The organism is Streptomyces sp. NPDC048434 (assembly GCF_043200375.1).
Taxonomy (GTDB): Bacteria; Actinomycetota; Actinomycetes; order Streptomycetales; family Streptomycetaceae; genus Streptomyces.
Map to the genome: position 1 here is coordinate 180,469 of NZ_JBICXQ010000004.1, position 22,818 is coordinate 203,286.

Here is a 22,818-nt window from a genome sequence, read left to right on the forward strand (position 1 = left end):
CGCCCCGCCGCCCGCGGCTACCGGCCGGCCTTCGCGGTCCGCAGCAGAGCGATGATCCGCTCCAGACCGGCCCGGCTGCTCAGCCGCTGCTCGACGTACTGCGGGCCCCGGGCTCCCAGCCGGGACGCCCGCTCGGGGTCGTCGGCGAGCGCCCGGACCTCCGCCAGCAGCGCCTTCGGGTCCTCCGGTGCGATCACCGATCCGGCGCCCGAGCGCAGCACCTCCTGGGCGGTGCCCCCTTCGGCGGCCACCGAGGCGATCACCGGCCGGCCCGTCATGAAGTACGAGGTCAGCTTGGACGGCAGGCTCATGTCCAGCACGGAGGCCTTCTGGGTCACCGCGAGCACATCGGCGGCGGCGAGCACCTCGGGGAACTCCGCGGCGTCGGCGGGCGGCAGGAAGGACAGCGAGGAGACACCCGCGGCGAGCCGTTGCAGGGATGCGCGCTGGTTGCCGTCGCCCATCAGCACGATCCGTACGGGCGCTGCTTCCTGATCGGCGAGCCGGGCGGCCTCGACCAGTACCTCCAGTCCCTGCTTGAGGCCCATGTTGCCGGCGTGCAGCAGCACGGTGTCCCGGTCGGACCAGCCCAGCCGCGCCCGGGTCCGTTCCCGGTCGCCGCTCGGGCCCTCCACATGCGTCCAGTTGGGCACCACATGCACCCGCGCCCGCGGCACGCCCATCGCCGTCACCCGGTCCACGAACGACTCGTGCACCACCCCGACGACGGCGGCCCCGCGCAGAACCCTGGCCTCCACCGCCCCGGCCAGAGCGGCGGCCCGGCCACCGCCCTGGATGCCGCTCTGTTCGGCGGCGGCTCCCATCAGGTCCTGGACGACCACGACATGCGGGACCCCCGCCTGTCGCGCCAGGCGCCCGCCCAGCACTCCCCCGGCCAGGCTGGGCATCTGGGTGAGCACCACGTCGGGGCGGATGCGCGGTGGCGATACCGCACCGTGCGCCAGGATGCTCGTCTCGAACAGCGCCCGGCGCAGGGCGGTCTGACGCGGCGGCACGGTGTGGCGCCGACGGTGCACCGTGACCCCGCCGCGGCGCTCGCGTATCCGCCACCGGCCGCGATACCCCTCCGCCACCCGCCAGGCCGGGTAGTGCGGCATGCCCGCGAGGACATGGGTGTCGGCGCCGGCCGCGGCCAAGTGCTCGGCTATCTGTGTCGAGTACGGCCCTATGCCGGTGTGTTCGGGCGCGTAGTTGGTCGAGACCACCAGCACACACCGGCCCGCGAACGAGTCTTCCAAGACTGGCCCCCCTCTGGATGTGCGGTCATCGTAGGAGCCCGCCGGGGCTCGCGGACTGTGAATTGGGTTGCGATTGTGTCCCGAAGGCGCCCTTGTCTCCCGATGTCCCTTAGATTGTGGGCGCTGGTGGGGAGTTGGGGGGAGGTGGGCCGATGATGCCTGTGAAGCGGCCCGGCGCCGCGGCACCGGTGCGTGGCATCGCCGCACTGTGCTGCTGGGCGCTGCTGCTGGTGGTGCTGGTGCCGGTGCTGATCCTGCAGTCGCTGGACGCCCGCTTCGGTGCCGCGCTCGCCGTGCAGTGCGTGGTGGTGGTGCACACCGGTGCGGCGCTGGCCCGGGTGCTGACGGATGTCCGGGCCCGGGTGATCGCCTTCGGCTTCTGGCTCTTCTCGTACGTATGGCTGGGGCTCGCGCCGTTGGCCATGCTCGCGACGGACGCGTATCCGCGGGGGTTCGTCGTCGACGCGAACACGGCGTTCGTAACAACGGCCGTGGTCGAGACGGGACTTCTGGCCTACAGCGCGGGCTCGGCGGTGGCGTCCTGGCGGTCGGCGCGTCCCTCCACGGTCCTCGAACCGCTCCTCGCCCGGCGGCTGTCGCCGGGGCGGGTGCTGCTGCTGTGCGGTCTGGCGCTGTTGCTGGCGGTCGTGCTGATTCCCGGTCAGGGCGGACTGTCGGCGTTCTTCCTGAGCCGGCAGGCCGCCAACGAGGCTGCGGCACATGCGGAGCCGTCCGGGTCGGCGGACCGGGCGATGGCGGCCTGGGCCCTCTCCGTACCGGCGTTCTGGGCGCTGGTGGCGCTGGTGCATGTGCCGCGCTTCACCGAGGGCGACCGGACCCTGCGCGGATTACGGTGGCTGCTGCTGCCGCTGCTGATCGCGGTGAACGTCGTGGTCAACAACCCCATCAGCCAGCCGCGTTTCTGGGCCGGCACGGTCCTGCTGGCGCTGGTCTTCAGCGCGCCCTGGCTGCGGGGGCCGCGCGCCTTCCGCTTCGGTGCGGCGGCCGTGGCGGCCGTGGTGCTGGTGGTCTTCCCGTACAGCGACTACTTCCGCTACGACAAACGGGAACCCGTCCATGTCGTCTCGCTCGCCGAGCAGTTCACCTCCAACGGCGACTATGACGCGTTCCAGCAGATGGAGACGGGTGTGGACTACGTCCGGACCCATGGCTTCACCCCGACGGCCGCGCTGGGTCCTCCGCTGTTCTTCGTGCCCCGCTCCGCATGGCCCGGCAAGCCCGACGACGCGGGCATCCTGCTCGCCCGGCATGCCGGCTACACCTTCGAGAACCTCTCCGCCCCGTTGTGGATCGAGTCCTACATGTGGGCGGGCTTCCCGTCGGTCGTCGCCGTCTTCGGTCTGATCGGCGCGGTGGGACGGCGCATCGACGTCCTGCGGCACCGGCTGCGGCGGCGCCGCGGCACCCTCGCGGCGCTGCTGGTGCCCGCATTCGGCTTCTACCAGCTGGTGTTGTTGCGCGGCAGTCTGATGGCCATCGTGGGCCCGCTCGCGCTGCTGGTGTGCATCCCGCTACTGATCACCCGTAAACCGGGACGGCGGGTCCTGCCGCGGTCCCCGGAGGAGCCCGCGTGCGCAGCGACGTCCACAGCGCACCGCGTCGCCTCACCTCTACACACAGGAGGAGCACGTACGTGAGCGTCTTCGACGAGCCTGCGGAGGAGCCGGACCAGATCCGTGACCAGCTGCGCCAGCTCTTCCGGTATCGCGCTTTGCTCGTACTCGGGCTGGTGCTGGGCATGCTCGGCGGCGGCGCCGTGTCCCTGCTCGGTGGCTCGACCTATACGGCGACCGGCGAGGTCGTGGTGCATGCGATCAGTACGGCGCCGTTCGAGGCCGGTGGTGTCTCGGTGGACAAGCAGATCAGCATGGGCACCGAGCGGCAGATCGCCCAGAGCGCCTCGGTCGCGGCCGGCGCGGCCAAGTCCCTCAAGCTCGACGCCGACCCGGCCACCCTCCAGCGCGATCTGCGGGTGAGCAATCCGCCCGAGACCCAGACCCTGATGTTCGAGTACAGCGCGGACTCGGCGGACCGGGCCGCGGCGCTCGTCAACGCCTTCCTGCATGCGTATCTCGACTACCGGCAGGATGCCGCGAGCCACCGGATCGATACGACCGTCACCAAGCTCGGCGCCGAACTCAGGCCCCTGGAGGAGCAGCGCAAGGTGCTGGACCGGCGGATCGCGGGCGCGAGCGGGTCGGGGCGGGCCACCGACGAGTCCGAGCGCAGCAACCTGGTGTCGGAGATAGCGGATCTGCAGGGACGGATCTCCAGCCTCAAGTCCCTCGACACCACGCCCGGCGACATCGTCCGCAAGGGCGATCCGCCGGCCTTCCCGTCCAGTCCGGGTCTCGCCGTGCTGCTGCTCGCCGGCGCCGTGATCGGTCTGGTGCTGGGCATCCTGGCCGCCTGGGTCCGCTCGGTGCTGGAACCGCGGGTCCGGTCGGTGGCCGATGTGCAGGACAACCTGCGGGCACCGGTGCTGGGCATCCTGCCGCGCCGGCAGGGCGGTACGGACCTGCTGGAGGTCGGCCGGAGCGGCCGCGGCAACCGTGCGGAGGCCTACCGCACGATCGCGTTCCGGCTGGTGCACGACCAGCGGTTCGCCGGACGGGGCAGCCTGCTGATCGTCGCCCCCCGGGAGAACGCGGACGCCGTCTCGGTCGCGGTCAACCTGGCCGGTGCGTTCGCCGAGATCGGCAACGACATCCTGCTGGTGGAAGCCGATTTGCGTACCCCGCGGCTCGCCCAGCGGCTCCCGCTGCACCCCGGCCACGGCCGGCCGGTGCCGGGCAGCTGGGCGGACGGCGAGCGGCTGGCCGTGGACGCGGGAGTCGACGGGCGTTTCGATCTGCTGCCCGGCCGGGAGGTACCCAACCCGGCGCGCACCCTGTCCTCCCCGCAGTTCGCACGGCTGCTGAACGCACCGTCGGGGCCGAACGAGAACGTCGTGGTCATCACCGGGCCGCTGCTGTCGCACGCGGACGGGCTGGCCGTCGCCAAGCAGGCCGCGGGCGTCGTGGTGGTCTGCGATCTGAACGAGGTCCGCCGGGACGACCTGGACCGGGTGTGGGAGCTGATCACCGGGGCCGGCGGGCACATTCTGGGCGCCGTACTGGACAAGGGCAGCCGCGGGCCGTCGCTGCGCCGGCTGACGGACGGCGGTCCCACCCACCGCAAGCGCGGCAGCAGCCGTGCGCGCGCCGCCATGGTGGTGGCACCGCCCGAACCGCCAGGCCCGCCGCCGCCTCGCACCGCCCCCGCGCCGGCAGGCGGAACCTCCCTCGACGCCGACACCACCTCGCTGCGCAGATGACGGCCGTCCGTCCGGCGGGCTCCGGCGGCCGGCCCACGCCGACGGCACCCGTACCGGCCGCGGCCGGCGGGCGCGGGGTGTCCACGACCGCACGCGGCAGTCTCTTCGGCCTGGCCGGCTCGGCCGCGAACGCGCTGTTCGGGTTCGTCCTCGTCGCCGTCGTCACCCATGGGCTCGGGGCCCGCGGGGCCGGTGCGGTCTTCACCGGTGTCGCGGCCTTCACCATCCTGAGCAATGCGCTGAAGCTGGGGGCCGATACCGCCCTGGTCCGCTTCGTCTCCCGGGACCTCGAACTCAGCGGCGGGGGCGGGGTTCCGGGGCTGCTGCGGATCTCGGTGCTGCCGACGCTGCTGGCGAGCGTCGCGGGGGCGGCGGTGCTGTTGCTCTCCCCCGGGCTCGCCGGCCTGCTGCTGCCCGATCTGGAGCCGGCCCAAGCCGCGGCGCTGATGCGGCTGTTCGCGGTGTTCCTGCCGGTGACGACGGTGGCGCTGGTGCTGCTCGGGGCCACCCGGGGGTACGGCTCGGTGATCCCCTTCGTGGGCGTGGAACAGATCGGCAAGCCGGCGCTGCGCGTCCTCTTCGCGGTGCCGCTGGTGCTGCTCGCCCCGAGTGTGGCCGCGCTCTCCGCGGCCTGGCTGGTGCCCGGGGTGCTGGGTGCGGTGGCCGCCGGTGTCTCGCTGCGCAGATCCTGCCGTACGCATCCCGGCACCGGCCGACCACCGCCGCAGGCAAGGGAGTTCTGGGCCTTCGCCGGTCCGCGGGCAATCTCCTCGGTGTTCGACATCACCGCGGTGTGGACCGGGGTGATCCTGCTGTCGGTGCTGGGCACCGCCGCCGAGGCCGGCGTCTACACCGCGATCGGGCGTCTGGTCACCGCGGGGACGCTGCTCCAACTGGCGATCCGGCTGGCGGTGGCGCCGCAGATCAGCCGACTGCTCGCGGGCGGCGACGCGCACGGCGCCCAGCATCTGCACCGGCTGTCGACGCGCTGGATCGCACTCTTCTCCTGGCCCGTGTTCCTGGTCCTCGCCGCCTACCCACGGACCGTGCTGTCGCTCTTCGGCCCCGGCTTCTCCGGTGGAGCGGCCGGCCTGGTGGTGCTGGCGGCGGCCTGTCTGGTCAACGTCGCTGTGGGCAACGCGCAGACGGTCATCCTCATGGCCGGACGGAGTGTCTGGAATCTGGCTGTCGCCGGCACCGCGTTCGTGATCCAACTGGGCAGCGGCGTATGGCTGGTTCCGCGGTACGGGGTGCTGGGCGCGGCGGTTTCCTGGGGGCTGGCGATCGTGGTGGACAACGGCGCCTCGGCGCTGCTGGCCCGCTATCGGCTGGGCTTTCGCACCGTCGACCGCGGCTATGTGTACGCCGCACTTGCCGCCGTCGTGGCGGTGGCGCTCCCGGTGTTCGCCATGCGGACATTTTTCGGCGACAGCGTTCCTGGCCTCTTCTTGGGAATTGTTTTGTCGATTGGGGCTTTCGGCGCCGCCGTCTGGCGCTATCGTTTGCCGCTGGGGGTAGGGGAGTTCTTCGGGGCACTACACAAGCGTGGTTCGGAAAACTCGCGATGAACACCGGGCTCATTTCCGCACAGAAATCGCCTCGTTCCCGCTTCCTATCCTGACAATTCCCATCGCGCCATGCTTCCAGGGGGGACCTGTGCGCCAAAGAAACAGAACCATCCATCTCTTGCTCGCGGCCGCGGTACTGGGTACCGCGTCGACGGCACTTTCCGCCGGTCCCGCCCAGGCCACCGGTGAAACCACACTGACCGCCGATCCGCTGAGCACCTGGCAGACCGACGGCATCGTGTGGGCCATGGCCTACGCCAAGGGCATCGTGTACGTAGGAGGCACATTCAGCCACATCCGGCCCCCGGGCGCGGCCCCGGGTACCGGCGAGATCGCCCGCACGAACTTCGCGGCCTTCGACGCCAAGACCGGTGAACCGCTGCCGTGTGCCCCGGCGTTCACCGGCGGCACGGGCACGATCCGGGCCATGAAGGCCTCGCCCGACGGCTCGATGATCTACATCGGGGGCTCGTTCGGGAAGGCCGGTCCGGTGGGGCGGTCCAACACGGCCGCCCTCAACACCGCCGACTGCACGATCGGTGCGGACTGGCAGCCGACGGTCAGCTCGACCGTACGGGCCATCGACGTCACCGCCGACACGGTCTACATCGGCGGAGGGTTCGGCACGGTCCAGGGACAGACGCGGGAGCGGATCGCCGCGCTGCGGCCCACGGGCGCGCTGCTGCCGTTCAAGGCGACGATCCGTGGTTCCTCGGTCTCCAACGACCCCACGCCGGGGGTCAACGCCATCACGGTCGCCCCCAAGCTCAACAAGGTCATCATCGGCGGCCGGTTCACCTCGGTGAACGGGAGCCTGCTGGGCGTGCATGCGCTGGCCGGGCTGGACGCGACCACCGGCAAGGTCGTCAACTCCTTCAGCGGCTGGATCCCCAGCAGATCGGCCGTCAAGACGCTCGTCAATGACGGCACCAACTTCTACCTGGGCGCCGAGGGCACCGGCGGCGGGGTCTTCGACGGCCGGGCGGCCGGCCGGCTGTCCGACGGCTCGCAGCTCTGGAAGGACACCTGTCTGGGCGCCACCCAGGCGGTGCTGCCGTACAAGGGCGTGCTCTACAGCGGTTCGCATGCGCACGACTGCTCCGGCACCCCGGGCGGGTTCACGGACATCAACAACCGCCAGCACTTCCTGGCGCAGTCGATCTCCGACAAGACGATCCTGCCGTGGTTCCCGGACACCAACGACGGGATCGGCGAGCAGATCGGGCCGCGGGCGCTGACCATGGCGGACGGCATCCTGTGGGCGGGGGGCGAGTTCACCACCGTCAATGACGCACCGCAGCAGAGCCTGACCCGCTTCGCGGCGGGGCCGGACACCGGGGCGCCGCAGGTGCCGCTGCTCAGCGGTGCGAGCGGCTCCCGGGGCAAGATCACGCTGAAGTGGAAGGCCTCCTGGGACCGGGACAACGGCGTCCTGACCTACAAGATCTACCGCGATGGCACGTATCTGACCTCGCTCAATCAGGACTCGCGCTACTGGAACCGGCCCGATATGAGCTTCACGGACACCGTGGATCCCGGGTCCCAGCACCGGTACTCGATCGAGGTCACCGACGGCACCAATGTCTCGGGACGCAATGGCCCGGTCTATGTGACCGCCAGGAACTGACCGCAGGGCGAGTGGGGGGTAAATGACGCACCGAGTAGGTTATGCACCCGGGGTCTACGACCTTTTCCACGTCGGGCACCTGAACATTCTCCGGCACGCCAAAAGCCAGTGCGACTATCTGGTGGCCGGTGTGGTGTCGGACGAAATGGCGACTCAGGCCAAGGGGAAGGCGCCGGTGATTCCGCTCACCGAGCGGCTGGAGATCGTGCGCAGCGTCCGGTTTGTGGACGCGGCGTTCGTCGAGACGGTGCCCGACAAATTGGAGACATGGCAGCAGGTGCGGTTCGACGTCATCTTCAAGGGCGACGACTGGCGGGCGACGAGCAAGGGCGACAAGCTCGAAAAGGATTTCGCGACGGTCGGGGTCGATGTGATCTATTTCCCCTACACCGTGCACACCTCGAGCTCCTTGTTGCGCAAGGTGCTCGACGGGCTCGCGAATTCGGCGTGAACCGGCCGAGTTGACCCCGCGCCGTGCCCGCGCAGCTTGACCGGGTGCCCTGTCCGTCCCCGGCCCGTCAGCGGCCGGGGGCGGACAATTCGCGGTACCACTTGACCAGGAACGCCCCCATGAAGAGCACATGGGCGACGAGCAGACAGCAGTACAGCGCCATGAACAGATCCCGGCTGCCGAACAGCAGGAATATCGCGCAGAACACCCCGTAGTCGACCGGAAGCAGCGCGACGGAGCGCAGCGTGGAGGCCGGTGCCGCGGGCGCCGGCCCGCCCGCACCGCTCTTCAGCCGGTCGGCGCGCTTGAGTTGCTCGGTGAGGATGCCGCCGAAGAACACCATCACCGCGGCGAACTGGAACATGACGGGAACGAGCAGACAGCGAGGGTCGGAGAAACCGAAGTGGCGGTAGAACGAGACCAGCACGGCCATGTGGAGGGCCAGCATCTTCGCGCAGTCGACCACATGGTCCAGCCACTCCCCCGCGGCGCTGCCGGTCCGGGTCAGCCGGGCGAGCTGCCCGTCGGCGGAGTCGAGGGCGAAGCCGACGACCAGGGCCACGAATATTCCGACCGCCACTGCGGGGGAGGGACGCAGCGCCGCAATCATCACCACGCCGGTAAAGGTGAACACGGCGCTGATCATGGTGACTTGATCGGGTGTCAGTTTCAGACTGTAGCCCGCGGCAGCTAACACCCGTCCGGCCGGCCGGTTCACATAGCGCGAGTACAGGGACACTCCCTTCGCGGATTTCTGGGCCGCCGACAGCTGTCTGATCGCATATCCGAACTGGCTCATGTCCCCCACCTGATGAATGGCCCCCGAAGGAGCAACATCATGGCAGGCAGAACCTCCCCGTCAACCGGTGGTGCCACCCGCCGGTCCGTGCTGGCGGGCACGGCCGCCGCGCTGGCTGCCACCCTCACCGGGTGCGACTCCCAGCCGCCGCCTGCCACCCGGCAGTCGTCCGACGACGCCAAGGCGCCCGTGGTCACCGGTCACAAGCCCAAGGGCAAGGACGTCATCGACGTGGTGGCGGACTTCGGCGCCAAGGGCGACGGGCGCACCGACGACAGCCGGGCGTTCGCCCGCGCTTACGCGTATGCGGCAGGCCGGGTGTGGGACCACATAGGCCGGACCGTGATCGATGTACCGGCCGGCACGTACCTCATCCGCGCCCCTCACGCCCTGCTCAACGCCCAGGGCGGAAAGCTCAAGGCCAATGGCTTACGGTTCCGCGGGGCCGGGAAACGCATGACCCAGCTGCTCTTCGCCCCGCACCGGGCCGACAACGCCTATCTGTGCCGCAACGAGGACAGCTGGGCGAATGTGATGTTCGAGCAGATCGGCTTCGCCGCCGCCACTCCCGGCGCGTCGTTCTTCTACTCCTACTCGACCGGCCAGGCACAGGACTACCGCTTCACCGAATGCGAGTGGACCGGCGAGTGGACCTACGGGCTGGCCCTCGACGGCAGCAACACCAACTCGGAGATGCGCTGGGACGCCTGCCGCGTGGGCGGCGCCTACCGCAAGGCGTTCCTGTACTCCGGGCTGTCCCAGAAGTCACTGAGCCGCCCGCAGCAGGACCAGTTCCTCAACTACTGGTTCAACGACATGAAGGTCGAGTACGCCTGGGGCAACTTCCTGGAGTTCCCCTACGGCGGTTCCATCACCTGCCGCGGCGGCTCCTACATCGTCACCGGCCGCCGCCCCGAGGACTCCGGCGACTACGGGCACACCAGCACCTTCTTCCGTTTTCCGCGCGGTCCGCACCACGACTCCGTACAGCGCTTCCACGCCGAGGACATCCGCTTCGAGGTGCGCGACCCGGACACCGTCGTGATCGACTGCGCCTGGGACAGCGGAACGGTGCACTTCAACGACTGCGACGACACCGCGAACGCCTTCAAGTCCTTTGCGGAGGACAGCAGCCCCCACCGCTACCGCATCGGTGCCCGGGGCCCGCTGGTGCGCTACGACTCGTGCCAGCTGTCCGGGCAGCACGCTTACGAGCCGGACGGCGGAGGAGCCGGCCCCCGGGCCCGCTACGACATGTGCCACTTCCGCAATCACTCCCAGCAGGACTTCATCAAGGGCGCCGGCGACCGGGTGTCCTTCGTCGACTGCCTGGGGTCCTGAGCGGGCCGCCGGCGGTGGCAGCGAGCCATCGCGGCCGGCGGTATCCGCCGCGGCACGTCCCTGCCGACGGTGATCAACGGCACACGTACTGGTCAGTAGCGTTCTTGTCGTGCGGGCCTAGAGTGAGGGCCGCAATGGCGCCGCCGGGCACCCGGCGGCGGACCGCCCTCCGAGCCGACCAGGGAGACTGCATGCGCTCTCCGAAGGACTTCTTCCGCCCGCTGGCCGTCGGGGCGCCGACACCGGTACGCGAGGTACCGTTCCGGCCGTCCCGGATGATCCACTTCTTCGACCCGGGCAACGAGAAGATGGCCGCGAAGGTGCCGTCCATCGCCCCCACCGTGGACGTGCTGCTCGGCAACCTGGAGGACGCGGTCGCCGCCGACCGCAAGGAAGCGGCCAGGTCAGGTCTGGTGAAGATCGCCAAGGCCACGGACTTTGGTGACACCCAATTGTGGACCCGGGTCAACAGCCTCGACTCGCCGTGGGCGTTGGACGACCTGGTGACCCTGGTCGGCGAGATCGGTGACAAGCTCGACGTGATCATGGTGCCCAAGGTCGAGGGTGCCGAGGACATCCACTACGTCGACCGGCTGCTGGCCCAGCTGGAGGCGAAGGCGCAGGTCCGGCGGCCGATCCTGGTCCACGCCATCCTGGAGACCGCCACCGGCGTCGCCAATGTCGAGGAGATCGCCGGCGCCAGCCCCCGGATGCAGGGCATCTCGCTCGGTCCTGCCGACCTCGCCGCCAGCCGCCGGATGAAGACGACCCGGGTGGGCGGCGGTCACCCCGGGTACCTGGTCCGGGAGGACCCGCACGGCGAGGACGGCGCCGCTCCGCGGGCCACCTTCCAGCAGGACCTGTGGCACTACACCCTCGCGCGCATGGTCGACGCCTGTGCGGCGCACGGCATCCTGCCGTACTACGGACCGTTCGGTGACATCAAGGACACCACCGCCTGCGAGGACCAGTTCCGCAACGCCTTCCTGCTCGGCTGCGTCGGCGCATGGAGCCTGCACCCGGTGCAGATCGCCATCGCCAAGAAGGTCTTCTCGCCCGCACCCGCCGATGTCGCCTGGGCCCGCCGGGTCATCGAGGCGATGGGGGACGGCACCGGCGCGGTGATGATCGACGGCAAGATGCAGGACGACGCCACGTACAAGCAGTGCCAGGTGGTCGCCGAACTCGCCGACACCCTCGCCGCCCGCGACCCCGAGCTGCGCGACGCCTACGCCGCGGCCGAAAAGGAGTAAGTCCCGTGTCCGACGCGATCCTGCGACCGCGCCGCTCCGTGCTCTACATGCCCGGTGCCAATGAACGCGCTCTGGAGAAGGCCAAGTCCCTCCCCGCCGACGCGCTGATCCTCGATCTGGAGGACGCCGTCGCCCCCGACGCCAAGGCCGACGCCCGGATGCGGGTCGCGGCCGCCGCGGCCTCGGGCGAGTACGGCTACCGCGAGGTGGCGATCCGGGTCAACGGGCCGGGCACCGCCTGGCATGCCGACGACCTCCGGGCCGCCGCCGAGGCCGGTCCGGACGCGGTGGTGGTGCCCAAGGTGGACTCCGCCGAGACCGTACGGGACGTCGAGCGTGCGCTGGGGGCCGCCGGTGCTCCGGACCACACGGCCCTGTGGGCCATGGTCGAGACGCCGCGGGCGATGCTGGACGCCCGTGCGGTGGCCGCGGCCGGCGAGCGGCTCACGGTGCTGGTGATGGGCACCAACGACCTGGCGAAGGAGCTGCACGCCGAGCACGTCCCCGGCCGGGCCCCGCTGCTGACCGGGCTGTCCCTGGCGCTGCTGGCGGCCCGCGACACCGGCAAGGTGATCCTCGACGGCGTCTACAACGACGTGAAGAACCCCGAGGGTTTCGAGGCCGAGTGCGTGCAGGGGCGGCAGTTCGGATTCGACGGGAAGACGCTCATCCATCCGTCGCAGCTCGAACCGTGCAACCGGGTATTCGCCCCGTCGGCGGAACAGATCGCCCGCTCGCGGAAGATCATCGACGCGTTCGACGAGGCCACCCGTGAGGGACGCGGGGTCGTCACCGTCGACGGCCGGCTGATCGAGAACCTGCATGTCGAGGACGCCCGCAGGATTCTCGCCCTCGCCGAGGCGCTGTCCGGGCGCGCATAGGCGGGTGCGGCCGACGGCCGTACCGGTGAATCCCATGATCGGACAGGGTGAATACGCAGGACGGGCCGTTGCTCCTGCTTGGTGGATGCGGGCATCCGGGATAGCAACATCCCGGGGACCAACCATGAGGTGCAGGAGCACAGTGTGAAGAACATGGCACGCATCAACTTCGTGATTACAGGGGCTTGCGGTCTGCTCCTGGCCGCCGGAGCGGTCGCGCCCGCCCAGGCCTGGGCGGGTTCATCCGGCGGGGACAGGATCACGAACAGCGATACCGTCTCCAGGGTCAACGCCTCGTTCCGCTGCGGACCGAGAGCCAGATTCTGCGTCAACGGGCCGCTGAGAAGCGGAAACGCCAGGGGACAGGACGTTCGCATCTCCGGCGGCAGCATCAACAACAGCGGCAGCCCGACCAACACCAACGGAAACACCAACTCGAAGGACGAGACGTCCGGCCCGACGACGAAGAGCAGCAACAACGCGCAGGCTCTCGGCGGCGGCAACACGCAGAAGGCTTCGTGACGCCACGCTGATCCGAAAGAACGGCCCCCGGTTTCCGGGGGCCGTTTCGGGTTGAGGGGCCACAAACGACGATCGCCCGGCGGATTCGCCGGGCGATCGTGTGACGGCTCGGGGTGTTGCCGTCAGGGCGGTATCCGGATCAGTGGAGAAGGCCTCCGAGGATGCCCTGAATGTTGTTGCTGCTGCCCGTCGAAGCGCCCGAGACGGAGTCGGCGCTGTTGGTGGACCCGTTGGTGTTGGCGAGATTGCCGCTGTTGTTCGGGTTTCCGTGGTTGACGAAGTTACCGCTGTGCAGGCTGTTACCGCTGTGCACCGGCCCATTGATGCAGGCGTGGCCCGACCGGAACACCGGCGACTTGTAGTGGATCTGGCCGAGGCGGTTGTTGCAGACCACTCCTTGGACCGTGCCGGTCACGCTGCCGATATCGGCGTCCGTCACCGCCGAGAGCAGGGAGTCCGGAATGGTCACCGCTTGGGCGATTCCACTGCCGAGCAGCACCAGCCCACACGCCCCGACGACACTTCCCGCCCGCATGATTCTTCTCACGACGCTCCTTGCCTCTTCATCCTTCTGCTGCCAGACATATCGTGCTGCCGTTGTCGGCCCGCGTCGTCGTTCAACCCGCGTGAGTAAAACGCCCGTCGGCCACAATCAGCCGGGTGGCCCAACACTGCGCTTTCGGCCACCGCGTGGGAGCGGGTGCTCTCGCACCTCGTCCGGCGGTCCGCCTCCCCGGTGCGTCGGGCCGTCCGCGGGCGAGGCCTCGGCCCGGCGCCGCACCGCTCAGGTGGCGCTGTGCGGATGGCAGGCCGTGGCCGAGCGGGGCGGCCACGTCTGGGGGGCGAGGATGCCCAGGACATAGGCGCGGGCTACGAGGGCGGGTCTGGTCGGGGCTTCGAGGAGGTCGCGCAGACGGCTGAGGTGGTAGTCGACGGTCTGCCGGGAGAGGTGCAGGGAGGTGGCGATCTCCGCGTTGCTGCGGCCGGCGGCCAGCAGGGACAGGATGCGGACCTGACTGGCTGTCAGCGGGGGATGCGCCTCATGGGCGAGTCCCTGGTGGGTGACGACCGCCCACACGCTCGTGGCCCGGTCCGCACTCCGGCCGACCGTGGTGAGATGCAGCCGGGCGCGGCACTGCCGGCCACGGGCGTCCTGGAGCACCGCGGAGGTCTGGATCCGCCGGCTGCGGCGCGCTATCAGATCGTGCCAGCTGCGACGCAGTGCCCCTAACTCCGGAGCGGGTGCCAGCACGGTGTGCGCACGGCGGCCGACGAGGTCCGACAGCCGGGTCTGCAGCAGCTCGGCGGCCGCCGCGCTCGCCTGCTGGATCCGTCCGCCCGCGGAGATCAGGGCGCACGCCAGTCCGCTGTGATCGCGCAGCGCATGCAGGCTCTCCTCGGCCTCCCGGCGCTGGCGCAGGGCGCGGGTGTAGTCGCTGATGTCGACGTAGATGCCCGCGACGCAGGCCTGGCCCCCTTCCCGGACGGGGAATCGATGCCCGGCCGCCTGCCCGCTGGTGCCGTCGGCACGGTGGTAGGTGAGGGTGTGCCGCACGGGTTTGCCGCGGGCGAGTACCTCCCGGTCCAAGTCGAGGACTTGCGGACAGTCGGCGGGGCCGTCGACGTCCGCGACGTATGCGCCGATGACGTGTTCCGGTGTGGTCCCGTACAGATGGGCGTAGGCGTGGTTCGCCCAGAGGTAGCGCCCGTCCGCGTCCCGGATGAAGGCCGCGGCGGGGGCGAGGTCCGCGAAGGCGTCGTAGCGGCGGACGCCGGGGGCACGCGTGGCGACCTCCACCGCCAGGCCACGGGAGCGGCCCTGCCGGGGCACGCCGAGGGGCCAGTTCACATCGAAGACACGACCGTCGAACTGCGCTTGCCAATGGCTGGTTTCGGGTGCTGCGGCGGGTGCGGGGAGCTCTCTGCGCACGGTGTCGAGGAACCGCTGGGCCGTCAGCGTGTCATCGAAGGCACCACCGCCGCTGTCGATCACGCGCAGCTCACGGTCGGCCTCCCACCAGGACACCGGAAGGTGTTCGAGCAGCGACTTCAGACTGGTCTCGTCCACGACGGGCCCCTTTGCGGTAAAGAGTTCAACGGGTTCGGACGGCGCGCCATCGCCATGCGTATCCCCCTGCGTTGCGCGGCATGCCCGGTTCTCGGCCGATCTGGTGGCGTCCGCGCACCCCGGCATTGCTGCGGCCGCCATACGGCATCACGGAACCTTCACCGCTGCTCGACGGTATCCACAACTCTGGCATTTGCCTGAGCGGTTGCGGCCCGATGCGGGGAACCGTGTGCCGCACGGCTGCTTCGCTTGAGGCACGGCGTCCGGACGTGAGATCCGGGCGTCCTCGGCCGTTGCGAAGGTCCATACCCGTATGAAGAGGAGTCGGATTCCAGTGAGCAAGGTGCTGTTCGTGTATGCCAAGGGCGGACCGCCCTTGGGGTACGCCCTGTCACGGGTCGCCGCACGGTCGGCAGTGCACCTGCTGGCGCTCAGCGCGCTCCCGCCCACCGTGGCCGCATCCGTGGACCGGCTGTGCGCCTCGGTGCTGAGCCCTTCCGAGCCCGAACGGCGCGACCTGGTGTCCCTGATCGTCTCCCGGGCCCAGGCGGTGGGCGCGGACGCGGTCGTCACCTTCTCCGAGTACGCGGTCGTCGCGGTCGCGGAGGCCTGCGAGAAGCTCGGCCTCGCCGGGGCGGGCGGCTCCTGTGCCCTCGCCCGCGACAAGCGGATGATGCGGCGCACCTGGCAGGACCAGGGCATATCCCAGCCCCGGTTCCGTCCCGTCGCCACCGAGCAGGATCTGCACGACGCGGCCGCCACGCTCCGCTTCCCCCTGCTGCTGAAGGCCGCCTGGAGCGCCGGCTCCACCGCCCACCGGATCATCCGCTGCGCCGGCGAGGTGCAGGCGGCCTGGGAACGGGCGCGGGAGGTGATGGCCGAATCCGCGCAACTGGGCTACGCCGAGCTCCATGTGGCCGGTGCCGGGGCGGACTTCCTCGTCGAGGAGATCGTGCAGGGCACCGCGTCCGAGTGGTTCGGCCAGGAGGGCTGGGGCGACTACGTCAGCGTCGAAGGCGTCGTGGTGAACGGCGACTTCCGCCCGGTGTGTCTCAGCGGGCGGATGCCGACGGTGGAGCCGTTCACCGAGCGCGCCGGCATCACCCCCGCCGCGCTGCCGCACGATGCCCAGCGGCGCATCGTGGCCCTCGCGCGCGATGCCGTCGACGCGCTGGGGCTGCGCAACTGCGGTACGCACACCGAGATCAAGCTCGGTGCCGACGGGCGGATGTGGGTGATCGAGACCGCCGCCCGGTTCGGCGGGGCGATGACCGTCCCGCAGATCGAGGAGGTCTTCGGCCTGGACCTGATCGGTATGCTCACCGACCACCTTCTGGGGCGTCCGGTCTCCTGGCCCGCCGAGGCCCGCACCCCGCAGGAGGCGGACGGCGCGGCCGGATCCCTGGTCGTCCTGGCCGTCGACGGCGCCGGTGACGCCTGGCCGGACCGGCGCATCTGGGACTTCCCGACGGTGCGCGAGACCGTGCCCGTCAGCGCGGGCAGCCGGCTGTCCGTGGTCGACGAAAACTCCCTCCCGGACGGGACGTTGGTGCCGGTGTACGACCCGGCCGCGGGCGCCAACACCATGGCGGCGCTGTGTCTGCTGTCCGCCGCCGACCCGGAGACCGTGATCCGCGACTTCCGGACCCTGGTGGACGCCCTCCCGCAGATCCTCCCCCACGGCACCACGGAGGCGCAGTCATGACCACCGCCGTCCTGCCCTCCGGCGCGCCGGGCCCGGTCACCGATCGCACCGTCATCGGCGAGAACCTCTCGCTGCCGCTCTTCCGTACCCTCTCCGGTGTCCTGGCCGGCCACCCGTACCTCAAGGTCGTGGTGGACCGCATCGAGGACACCTGGCATCTGCTCGACACCGCCGCCCACCCGTTCCACGTCAACTACATCGCCACCCGCGTCCTCGGCATGGAGCTGGCCGCGCTGGACGACTGCCTGGACGCCTTCAACGCCTCGGTCTACATGGACCCCGAGCGCCGCTTCCTGCTGGGTGTGCTCTCGCTGCACACCGACGAGGACCCGGAGGGCCGCGAACGGCCCTTCCTCGTCCTGGAGACGACCGAGGCCGACACCATGAACGGCCGGCTGCTGGAGGAGTTCTACACCTTCGTCCGCCACCGGGTCGACGGCCGGCTGCCGCTCCTGCTGAAACCGGCGAACCACGGGCAGGAGCACGAACTCGCCGCGATCAGCGATGTACGGGTGCCGCGGATCCTCGGCCATGAACTCTTCGGCAACCGCACCCGTACCCCGCTCAACCCCGGCGAGGCCATCGGCCGGCTCCGCTACTTCCGGACCCCCGAGGAGTACGTGGCCGCGGCCGGCGAGCTGGGCTGGTCCGACATCGTGGCCATGCCGTCGCTGCCGGACGATGTGCCGCGGGTGGCCGGCTTCCTCAACACCGCGCCCGGTACACCGCTCTCGCACACCAATGTCCTCGCCTCCGGCTGGGGCATCCCCAACGCGATCGTGCGCGACCTGGAGCGCCTCGTCGAGGCGGACGGCCTGGACGGCGCATGGGTCCGCTACCGGGTGCAGGACGACGAGATCACCCTCGCCCCGCTGGCCCATGTCCCGGCGCTGGACGCCCCGGCCTGGCACCAGCAGCGGATCCGGATGGAACCGCCACTGCTGGAGGACGTGCCCGCGCTGTTCCTGCACCGGCTGCGCCGCGCCGACCAGGACCGGTACGGCACCAAGGCGGCCAACCTCGGGGAGCTCCATCACGTCCTCGACAGCCGCTCGGCCGATCTCACCGCCTTCTACGGGCAGCCGAGGCCGCCCCGCACCGACCTCTACGGCCACCTCGCGGCCCGCCTGGGCACCCCGGACGCATCGCCTGCCGAACTGCGGGAACGGGCCGCCGACTTCGTGGCCGACACCATCGCCGCGCCGGACGGAATCGCCCTCCCCTTCGCCCTGCAGCACCGCTTCCTGACGTCCTCGCCGGCCGTGCAACAGGGCCTCGGCAAGCTCAAGATGGCCCTCGAACTCGACGCCGTCGATGTGCTGGACGCGCTCTGTCTGCATCTGCAGCAGCTCATCCGGAACACCCCCATGCCCGATGAGGTCACCCGGCAGATCACCCAGGCGCTGCCCGACGGACCCGACGCCGGCAACCGTCTCGTGGTGCGCTCCTCCTCCAACGCCGAGGACCTCCCCGGGTTCTCCGCGGCCGGGGTCTACGACTCCATCAGCACCGTCCACGACGCCGACGAACTCCTCGATGCGGTACGCCAGGTGTGGGCCTCTCTGCTGTCGCCGCGCAGCGTCCGGCTGCGTCATCAGGCGGGCATCTCCCTGGACGACACATACATGGGTGTGATCATCCAGCGGTATGTGCCCGCGGACCTCGGCGGCGTCCTGGTGACCTGCGACCCGACCCGGCGCACGGACTTCCGCAATGTCTACGTCAACTGCTCCCCCGGCTCGCCCGAGACGGTCGTCGACGGGACGACGCTGCCGCTGCAGTACCTGTACAACACGGTCGAGGGCGGCGGCCGGACCGTCGCGCTCGGCTCGTCCGGCAAGGACCTGCCCGTCGGCACCCGGGACAAGCTGGCCCGGCTCGCCCTGACCGGGCGGCTGCTCCAGTCCCACTTCAACGACACCGATGTGGACCATCCGCTGGACATCGAGTGGCTGATGACAGATCAGGGGGACTTCCGCCTGGTCCAGATCCGCCCCTACGCGCTGTGATCCGCCCGTTCACGGCCTTGCGAGGAGCCCGCGGTCCCCGGGCCGCGGGTGTGCCCCTGACGCCGCGGGCCCGCCGGATCATCAGGCTCAACAACGGCTTCCAGCTGCTGTTCAACCTGTTGTGGTGGATGCCGGTCTTCTACGCCTACCAGCGGGAGGCGGGGCTCTCCGACGGGCAGATCTTCGGCATTCAGAGCATCTACTACGTCGCGTTCTGCCTCTTCGAGATCCCGACCGGGATCGTGGCCGACCGGATCGGTGCCCGCAACTGTCTGCGGGCCGGTGCCGTCGTGATGACCGCGGCGAACCTGGCCCCGGTCCTCTCCCCCAGCTACACCGGCTTCCTGGTGCACTTCCTCGCCATCGCCGCCGGCCGCTCGCTGACCTCCGGCGCCGCCAGCGCCTATCTCTACGACGGCCTGGCGGCCGAGGGGGCCGGAGAGCACTATCTGAAGGCCGAGGGGCAGGCGCGGGCGCTGGGGCTGGCCGCGAAGGTGCTGTGCTGGCCGCTGGTCGGTCCGTTGATGGCCCTCGCGCACGCCACGCCGTACGTGCTGAGCGCCGCGAGCGCGGCGGGCTCGCTCGTCTGCGCCATGGTGCTGCCGCGGAACGCCGCGCCCGCCGGCCGGGACCGGACCGAGGAGACCTCGCGCGGCGGGCTCGCGTTTCTGCGCGATGCCACCAAGGCACTGCGCTGTGTGTGCGCCACGCCCTGGCTCGCCCTGCTCATGGTGCAGGGCGTGGCCGTCTTCACGCTCTCGCGGATCTGCCAGGTCAACCTCTTCCAGCCGGTGCTGCTGGCTCACGGCATCCCGGAGGGCTCACACGGCGGTGTGCTGGCCGCCATGACCGTCGCGGAGGCGGTGGCCTCGGCCCGTCCGCAGTGGCTCGGCTCGCGGCTGTCACCGGTGGCCTGGGTCTCGCTGCTCAGCCTCGCGATGGCGGCCGCGCTGGCGGGCAGCACCCTCGGCGGGCCCTGGACCGTGGTCGCCCTGCTGTGCGTGTTCGCCGCGGTCACCGGCTTCGCCTATCCGCTCCAGCGCAAGCTGGTGAACGATGCCATCCCGGCGGGTGCGCCGCGTGCCACGCTGCTGTCCGTCGAGAGCATCGTGGACCGGGCCGTGTGCGCACTGGCGGCGGTGGCCGCGGGCGCCTATCTCTCGGCGGGCCGGCTGGACGCGCTGCTGTGGCACAGCGCGGTGGTCACCGGCGTGGTGATGCTCGTCCTGCAGGTGATCCTGCGGCGTGCCCCGGGACGGCCCCGGAAGCGGCCGGCGGCGGAGCCGGTTCCGGAGCTGGTCACCACAGCAGGAAACCCCTGAGCGTCACCGTCATACTGGTGACGTGCGGGGTACGGATGCCGGGCGCTACGGCGAAGGCATGTTCCGTCCGGAAGAGGCCGGCGAGGCCGGTCGTATCGACCTGGGAGCGCTCGCCTACGACGAGGTGAGCGCCGCCCGGTTGACGGCGTTGGGAGTCGGCCCCGGCTGGAACTGCCTGGACGTGGGCGCGGGAACCGGCACCCTCGCGCGCTGGCTGCTGGAGTCGGCCGGTGTCAGGACGGTGCTCGCGGTGGACCGTGACACCCGGTTCCTCGCCGGCGACGGCACACCGGGCCTGACGGCGCTGAGCGCCGACATCACCGCGCCGGACTTCGATCCCGGCCGGTTCCAGCTGGTCCATGCGCGGTTCGTGCTGATGCATCTGCGCTCGTGGCGCCGCATGATCGCCAAGCTGGTTTCGCTGGTCGCGCCCGATGGTGTGCTGGTGCTCAGCGACGCCGTCGACCTGACGAGCGCCACCGCGCCGCATACCCCGTACACCATGGTCATGCGGGCAATGTGGCAGGCGCTCCGGGAGACCATCGGCACGGACATCTCCTGGGTGCCGGATTACCCGCAGCTCCTCCACGAGGAAGGCCTGTGCCACGTGGCCGCCGAGATCCACGTTCCCCCGTTGGTGCCGGACAGCGCGGTCAGCCGCTTCTGGGCCGATACGTGGAGCCGGGCACGGGGCGGCATGCTGGCGACCGGGCGGGTGGACGAGGCCCAGATCGAGCGGGCCCTGCACGATCTGTCCTCGCCCCGGTGCGCCGACCTCTCCCCCGGGATGCTCACCGCTTGGGGATGGAAGACCGAGGAGACCGCCCGTGACCAGCGCAGTTGACCGGGAACGGGAGCGTGTCTGGGAGCTGCACACCAGCAGCGAGTTCAGCACCCTCGATCTCGACATGACGATGGCCACCATGTCGGACGCCCCGGAGGTCGTGCATGTGCCCACCGCCATGGGTGCCCGTGGCAGGGCGTCCGTGCGGCACTTCTACCGCCGCTGGTTCGTGGGCCACAACGCACCGGATTTCGCCATCGAGCCCCTGACCCGCACCACGGGCGGGACACGGCTCGTCGACGAAATGCTGGTCTCGTTCACCCATGACGTGGAGGTGCCGTGGATCCTCCCCGATGTGCCGCCGACCGGGCGGCGCGTCGAGATCCCGCTCATCGCGGTGGTGTCGTTCGACGGTGCGCTGGTCTCCGGCGAGCACCTCTACTGGGACCAGGCCGCGGTGCTGGGCCAGACCGGGCTCCTCCCGGCGGAGACGATGGCGCGGCTGCCGGTCGTGACGGACCAGCGCGGGACGCTGGCGGACGGCCCGCTCAATCAGCTGGCCGGTGGAGGGCGCCGTACCTGAGGCCCCCGCCGGGCGCGCAGCGGCTCGTCGCTGCCGCGCCCGGCGGCACCGGAACGGCCGGCGAACCGCCGTCCCCGGCAGGGCCGTTCAGCCGGCCTCGGGGAGTTGCTGGGTGGAGCAGTGGATGCCGCCGCCGCCCTCGCCGAGGTTGTCGACGGGCAGTGGCACCACCTTCCGCCCCGGGTACAGGTCCCGCAGGACGGCCGCGGCCTTGCTGTCGGCCTTCCTGTCGCCGAAACGGGGCATGATGACCGCCCCGTTGGCCACGTAGTAGTTCACATAGCAGGCCAGGAACCCCTTCCCCCGGCGCCCGATGTCGGCCGGCTCGGGCAGCTCGACGACTTCGAGCCGCTTCCCCCGGGCGTCGACGGCGCGGTCCAGGACCGTGCGGGCCTGCTCGTAGGCGCCGGTGAACTCATTCGGGCGGGAGTTCTTCGGCGGGGTGCTCAGGACCACGACGCCGGGTTCGGAGTACCGTGCCAGCGCGTCGATGTGATAGTCCGTGATGTCCTTGCCCTTGACGCCCTTCACCCAGATCACCGTGGTGGCGCCGAACAGGTCCTTGAGCGCGCGCTCGATGTCCTTGCGGGACCTGCCGGGGTTGCGGTTGTCGTTGACCAGCGAGCTCTCGGCCGCCAGCAGGGTCCCCTGGCCGTCGCCCTCCACCGCTCCGCCCTCGGCGGTGACCGGCGCCTTGATCCGGGTGATGTGCGCTTCGTCCAGGACTGCGCGGGCGACCCGGCTGTCGCGGCCGTGGTCCTGCTTGTTGCCCCAGCCGTTGAAGTTGAGGTCGACGCCCGCGATGCCGTCGGGCCCGAGGACGAAGACCGGCCCGCTGTCCCGCATCCACAGGTCGTCCACCGGGACCGGGACGACCTCCACCCCGGACCCGCACGCCTGCCTTGCCGCCTGCGCCTCCGGCTCGTTGGCCAGGAGGACCACCGGCTCGAAATCGGCGATCGTCCGGGCGATGCGGGCGATGTCCTCGCGCACGCCGGCGATGTCCGGCCCCCAGATCCGGCGGGTGGGCCACGCCATGTAGGTCGACTCGTGTGGATGGGACTCCTCGGGCAGCCGCCACGTGCCGGCCGTGTTCGCGCCCGCGGGGACAGCGCGCTCGCCGTGCGGTGCGGGCCCGCCGCTGTCCTGGGTGCCACAGGCGCCCAAGGCGCCGCCTACGGCAGCGACAACCGCCGCTTGCAGTGTCTGACGTCGGGATATGTTCACGATCAGCCCCCTGACTGAAATTTCGGTCAGGACGATGTTAGGGCATGATCGGAGCCGAGCCACCATGATTCTTCGGACCCAG

The 22,818-nt window shown here is 70.6% G+C and carries 19 protein-coding genes; 14 read left to right on the forward strand and 5 right to left on the reverse strand.

Features of this window, described 5'->3' with window-relative positions; genetic code table 11:
- Positions 1 to 17 precede the first annotated feature (17 nt).
- Positions 18 to 1,226, reverse strand: a complete 1,209-nt coding sequence (locus ACGFWI_RS06650; RefSeq protein WP_393904952.1) for a glycosyltransferase — start codon at positions 1,224 to 1,226, stop codon at positions 18 to 20.
- Between the two features lie 185 nt (positions 1,227 to 1,411).
- Here ACGFWI_RS06650 and ACGFWI_RS06655 point away from each other — a divergent pair, with 185 nt between their 5' ends.
- The 5 genes from ACGFWI_RS06655 to ACGFWI_RS06675 all read left to right on the forward strand — a co-directional run bounded on the left by ACGFWI_RS06655 (position 1,412) and on the right by ACGFWI_RS06675 (position 8,242).
- Positions 1,412 to 2,917 (forward strand): hypothetical protein, encoded by a 1,506-nt coding sequence (locus tag ACGFWI_RS06655; protein WP_393904812.1) that lies wholly within the window; start codon positions 1,412 to 1,414, stop codon positions 2,915 to 2,917.
- A complete protein-coding gene (locus ACGFWI_RS06660) occupies positions 2,914 to 4,596 on the forward strand; it encodes a lipopolysaccharide biosynthesis protein (RefSeq protein WP_393904813.1) in 1,683 nt (560 codons plus the stop codon). The genes ACGFWI_RS06655 and ACGFWI_RS06660 overlap by 4 nt, the downstream gene beginning before the upstream one ends.
- A complete protein-coding gene (locus ACGFWI_RS06665; RefSeq protein ID WP_393904814.1) occupies positions 4,593 to 6,164 on the forward strand; it encodes an oligosaccharide flippase family protein in 1,572 nt (523 codons plus the stop codon). Before ACGFWI_RS06660 ends, ACGFWI_RS06665 begins: the two co-directional genes overlap by 4 nt.
- Positions 6,165 to 6,282: 118 nt before the next feature.
- Positions 6,283 to 7,791, forward strand: coding sequence for a fibronectin type III domain-containing protein (locus tag ACGFWI_RS06670; RefSeq protein WP_393904815.1), 1,509 nt, complete (start codon positions 6,283 to 6,285; stop codon positions 7,789 to 7,791).
- 22 nt (positions 7,792 to 7,813) lie between these two features.
- Positions 7,814 to 8,242 carry an adenylyltransferase/cytidyltransferase family protein gene (locus tag ACGFWI_RS06675; protein ID WP_393904816.1) on the forward strand — a complete coding sequence of 143 codons (429 nt, stop codon included), beginning with the start codon at positions 7,814 to 7,816 and terminating at the stop codon, positions 8,240 to 8,242.
- Positions 8,243 to 8,309: 67 nt separating this feature from the next.
- Here ACGFWI_RS06675 and ACGFWI_RS06680 read toward each other — a convergent pair whose 3' ends face one another.
- The gene (locus tag ACGFWI_RS06680) at positions 8,310 to 9,041 is read right to left on the reverse strand and encodes a CDP-alcohol phosphatidyltransferase family protein (protein WP_393904817.1); all 732 of its coding nucleotides are present in this window, start codon (positions 9,039 to 9,041) and stop codon (positions 8,310 to 8,312) included.
- A 39-nt stretch (positions 9,042 to 9,080) separates the two neighbouring features.
- Here ACGFWI_RS06680 and ACGFWI_RS06685 point away from each other — a divergent pair, with 39 nt between their 5' ends.
- The 4 genes from ACGFWI_RS06685 to ACGFWI_RS06700 all read left to right on the forward strand — a co-directional run bounded on the left by ACGFWI_RS06685 (position 9,081) and on the right by ACGFWI_RS06700 (position 13,038).
- Positions 9,081 to 10,382, forward strand: coding sequence for a glycosyl hydrolase family 28-related protein (locus ACGFWI_RS06685; RefSeq protein WP_393904818.1), 1,302 nt, complete (start codon positions 9,081 to 9,083; stop codon positions 10,380 to 10,382).
- A gap of 191 nt (positions 10,383 to 10,573) precedes the next feature.
- Positions 10,574 to 11,635, forward strand: a complete 1,062-nt coding sequence (locus ACGFWI_RS06690) for an HpcH/HpaI aldolase/citrate lyase family protein (RefSeq protein ID WP_393904819.1) — start codon at positions 10,574 to 10,576, stop codon at positions 11,633 to 11,635.
- A 5-nt stretch (positions 11,636 to 11,640) separates the two neighbouring features.
- Positions 11,641 to 12,516, forward strand: a complete 876-nt coding sequence (locus ACGFWI_RS06695) for an HpcH/HpaI aldolase/citrate lyase family protein (RefSeq protein ID WP_393904820.1) — start codon at positions 11,641 to 11,643, stop codon at positions 12,514 to 12,516.
- Positions 12,517 to 12,597: 81 nt separating this feature from the next.
- Entirely contained in the window at positions 12,598 to 13,038 is a 441-nt protein-coding gene (locus ACGFWI_RS06700; protein ID WP_393904821.1) for a hypothetical protein, read from the forward strand.
- 139 nt (positions 13,039 to 13,177) lie between these two features.
- Here ACGFWI_RS06700 and ACGFWI_RS06705 read toward each other — a convergent pair whose 3' ends face one another.
- Positions 13,178 to 13,573, reverse strand: coding sequence for a hypothetical protein (locus ACGFWI_RS06705; RefSeq protein ID WP_393904953.1), 396 nt, complete (start codon positions 13,571 to 13,573; stop codon positions 13,178 to 13,180).
- Positions 13,574 to 13,822: 249 nt separating this feature from the next.
- Positions 13,823 to 15,106 carry a PAS domain-containing protein gene (locus tag ACGFWI_RS06710; protein ID WP_393904822.1) on the reverse strand — a complete coding sequence of 428 codons (1,284 nt, stop codon included), beginning with the start codon at positions 15,104 to 15,106 and terminating at the stop codon, positions 13,823 to 13,825.
- A gap of 334 nt (positions 15,107 to 15,440) precedes the next feature.
- Between ACGFWI_RS06710 and ACGFWI_RS06715 the strand changes: the two genes are divergently transcribed.
- Genes ACGFWI_RS06715 through ACGFWI_RS06735 form a run of 5 tightly spaced genes read left to right on the forward strand, consistent with a single transcriptional unit; the run spans position 15,441 to position 21,509 of the window.
- A complete protein-coding gene (locus ACGFWI_RS06715; RefSeq protein ID WP_393904823.1) occupies positions 15,441 to 16,811 on the forward strand; it encodes an acetyl-CoA carboxylase biotin carboxylase subunit family protein in 1,371 nt (456 codons plus the stop codon).
- Positions 16,808 to 18,820 (forward strand): PEP/pyruvate-binding domain-containing protein, encoded by a 2,013-nt coding sequence (locus ACGFWI_RS06720; RefSeq protein WP_393904824.1) that lies wholly within the window; start codon positions 16,808 to 16,810, stop codon positions 18,818 to 18,820. The genes ACGFWI_RS06715 and ACGFWI_RS06720 overlap by 4 nt, the downstream gene beginning before the upstream one ends.
- Positions 18,821 to 18,870: 50 nt before the next feature.
- The gene (locus ACGFWI_RS06725; protein ID WP_393904825.1) at positions 18,871 to 20,142 is read left to right on the forward strand and encodes an MFS transporter; all 1,272 of its coding nucleotides are present in this window, start codon (positions 18,871 to 18,873) and stop codon (positions 20,140 to 20,142) included.
- Positions 20,143 to 20,164: 22 nt separating this feature from the next.
- Positions 20,165 to 20,986 (forward strand): class I SAM-dependent methyltransferase, encoded by an 822-nt coding sequence (locus ACGFWI_RS06730; RefSeq protein ID WP_393904826.1) that lies wholly within the window; start codon positions 20,165 to 20,167, stop codon positions 20,984 to 20,986.
- On the forward strand, positions 20,970 to 21,509 hold the full coding sequence (locus tag ACGFWI_RS06735; RefSeq protein WP_393904827.1) for a nuclear transport factor 2 family protein: 540 nt from the start codon (positions 20,970 to 20,972) through the stop codon (positions 21,507 to 21,509). The genes ACGFWI_RS06730 and ACGFWI_RS06735 overlap by 17 nt, the downstream gene beginning before the upstream one ends.
- An 87-nt stretch (positions 21,510 to 21,596) precedes the next feature.
- On the opposite strand, the gene ACGFWI_RS06740 is transcribed toward ACGFWI_RS06735, so the two are convergent.
- Positions 21,597 to 22,676: an agmatine deiminase family protein gene (locus ACGFWI_RS06740; RefSeq protein ID WP_393904828.1), complete on the reverse strand. Its 1,080-nt coding sequence runs from the start codon at positions 22,674 to 22,676 to the stop codon at positions 21,597 to 21,599.
- Positions 22,677 to 22,818 lie beyond the last annotated feature (142 nt).

What these genes read in the sequence shown, in the direction of transcription:
- ACGFWI_RS06705 (WP_393904953.1), bottom strand. Translation starts at nt 13,573, where the DNA reads ATGCGGGCGGGAAGTGTCGTCGGGGCGTGTGGGCTGGTGCTGCTCGGC.
- ACGFWI_RS06680 (WP_393904817.1), bottom strand. Translation starts at nt 9,041, where the DNA reads ATGAGCCAGTTCGGATATGCGATCAGACAGCTGTCGGCGGCCCAGAAA.
- ACGFWI_RS06720 (WP_393904824.1), top strand. Translation starts at nt 16,808, where the DNA reads ATGACCACCGCCGTCCTGCCCTCCGGCGCGCCGGGCCCGGTCACCGAT.
- ACGFWI_RS06675 (WP_393904816.1), top strand. Translation starts at nt 7,814, where the DNA reads ATGACGCACCGAGTAGGTTATGCACCCGGGGTCTACGACCTTTTCCAC.
- ACGFWI_RS06685 (WP_393904818.1), top strand. Translation starts at nt 9,081, where the DNA reads ATGGCAGGCAGAACCTCCCCGTCAACCGGTGGTGCCACCCGCCGGTCC.
- ACGFWI_RS06655 (WP_393904812.1), top strand. Translation starts at nt 1,412, where the DNA reads ATGATGCCTGTGAAGCGGCCCGGCGCCGCGGCACCGGTGCGTGGCATC.
- ACGFWI_RS06665 (WP_393904814.1), top strand. Translation starts at nt 4,593, where the DNA reads ATGACGGCCGTCCGTCCGGCGGGCTCCGGCGGCCGGCCCACGCCGACG.
- ACGFWI_RS06690 (WP_393904819.1), top strand. Translation starts at nt 10,574, where the DNA reads ATGCGCTCTCCGAAGGACTTCTTCCGCCCGCTGGCCGTCGGGGCGCCG.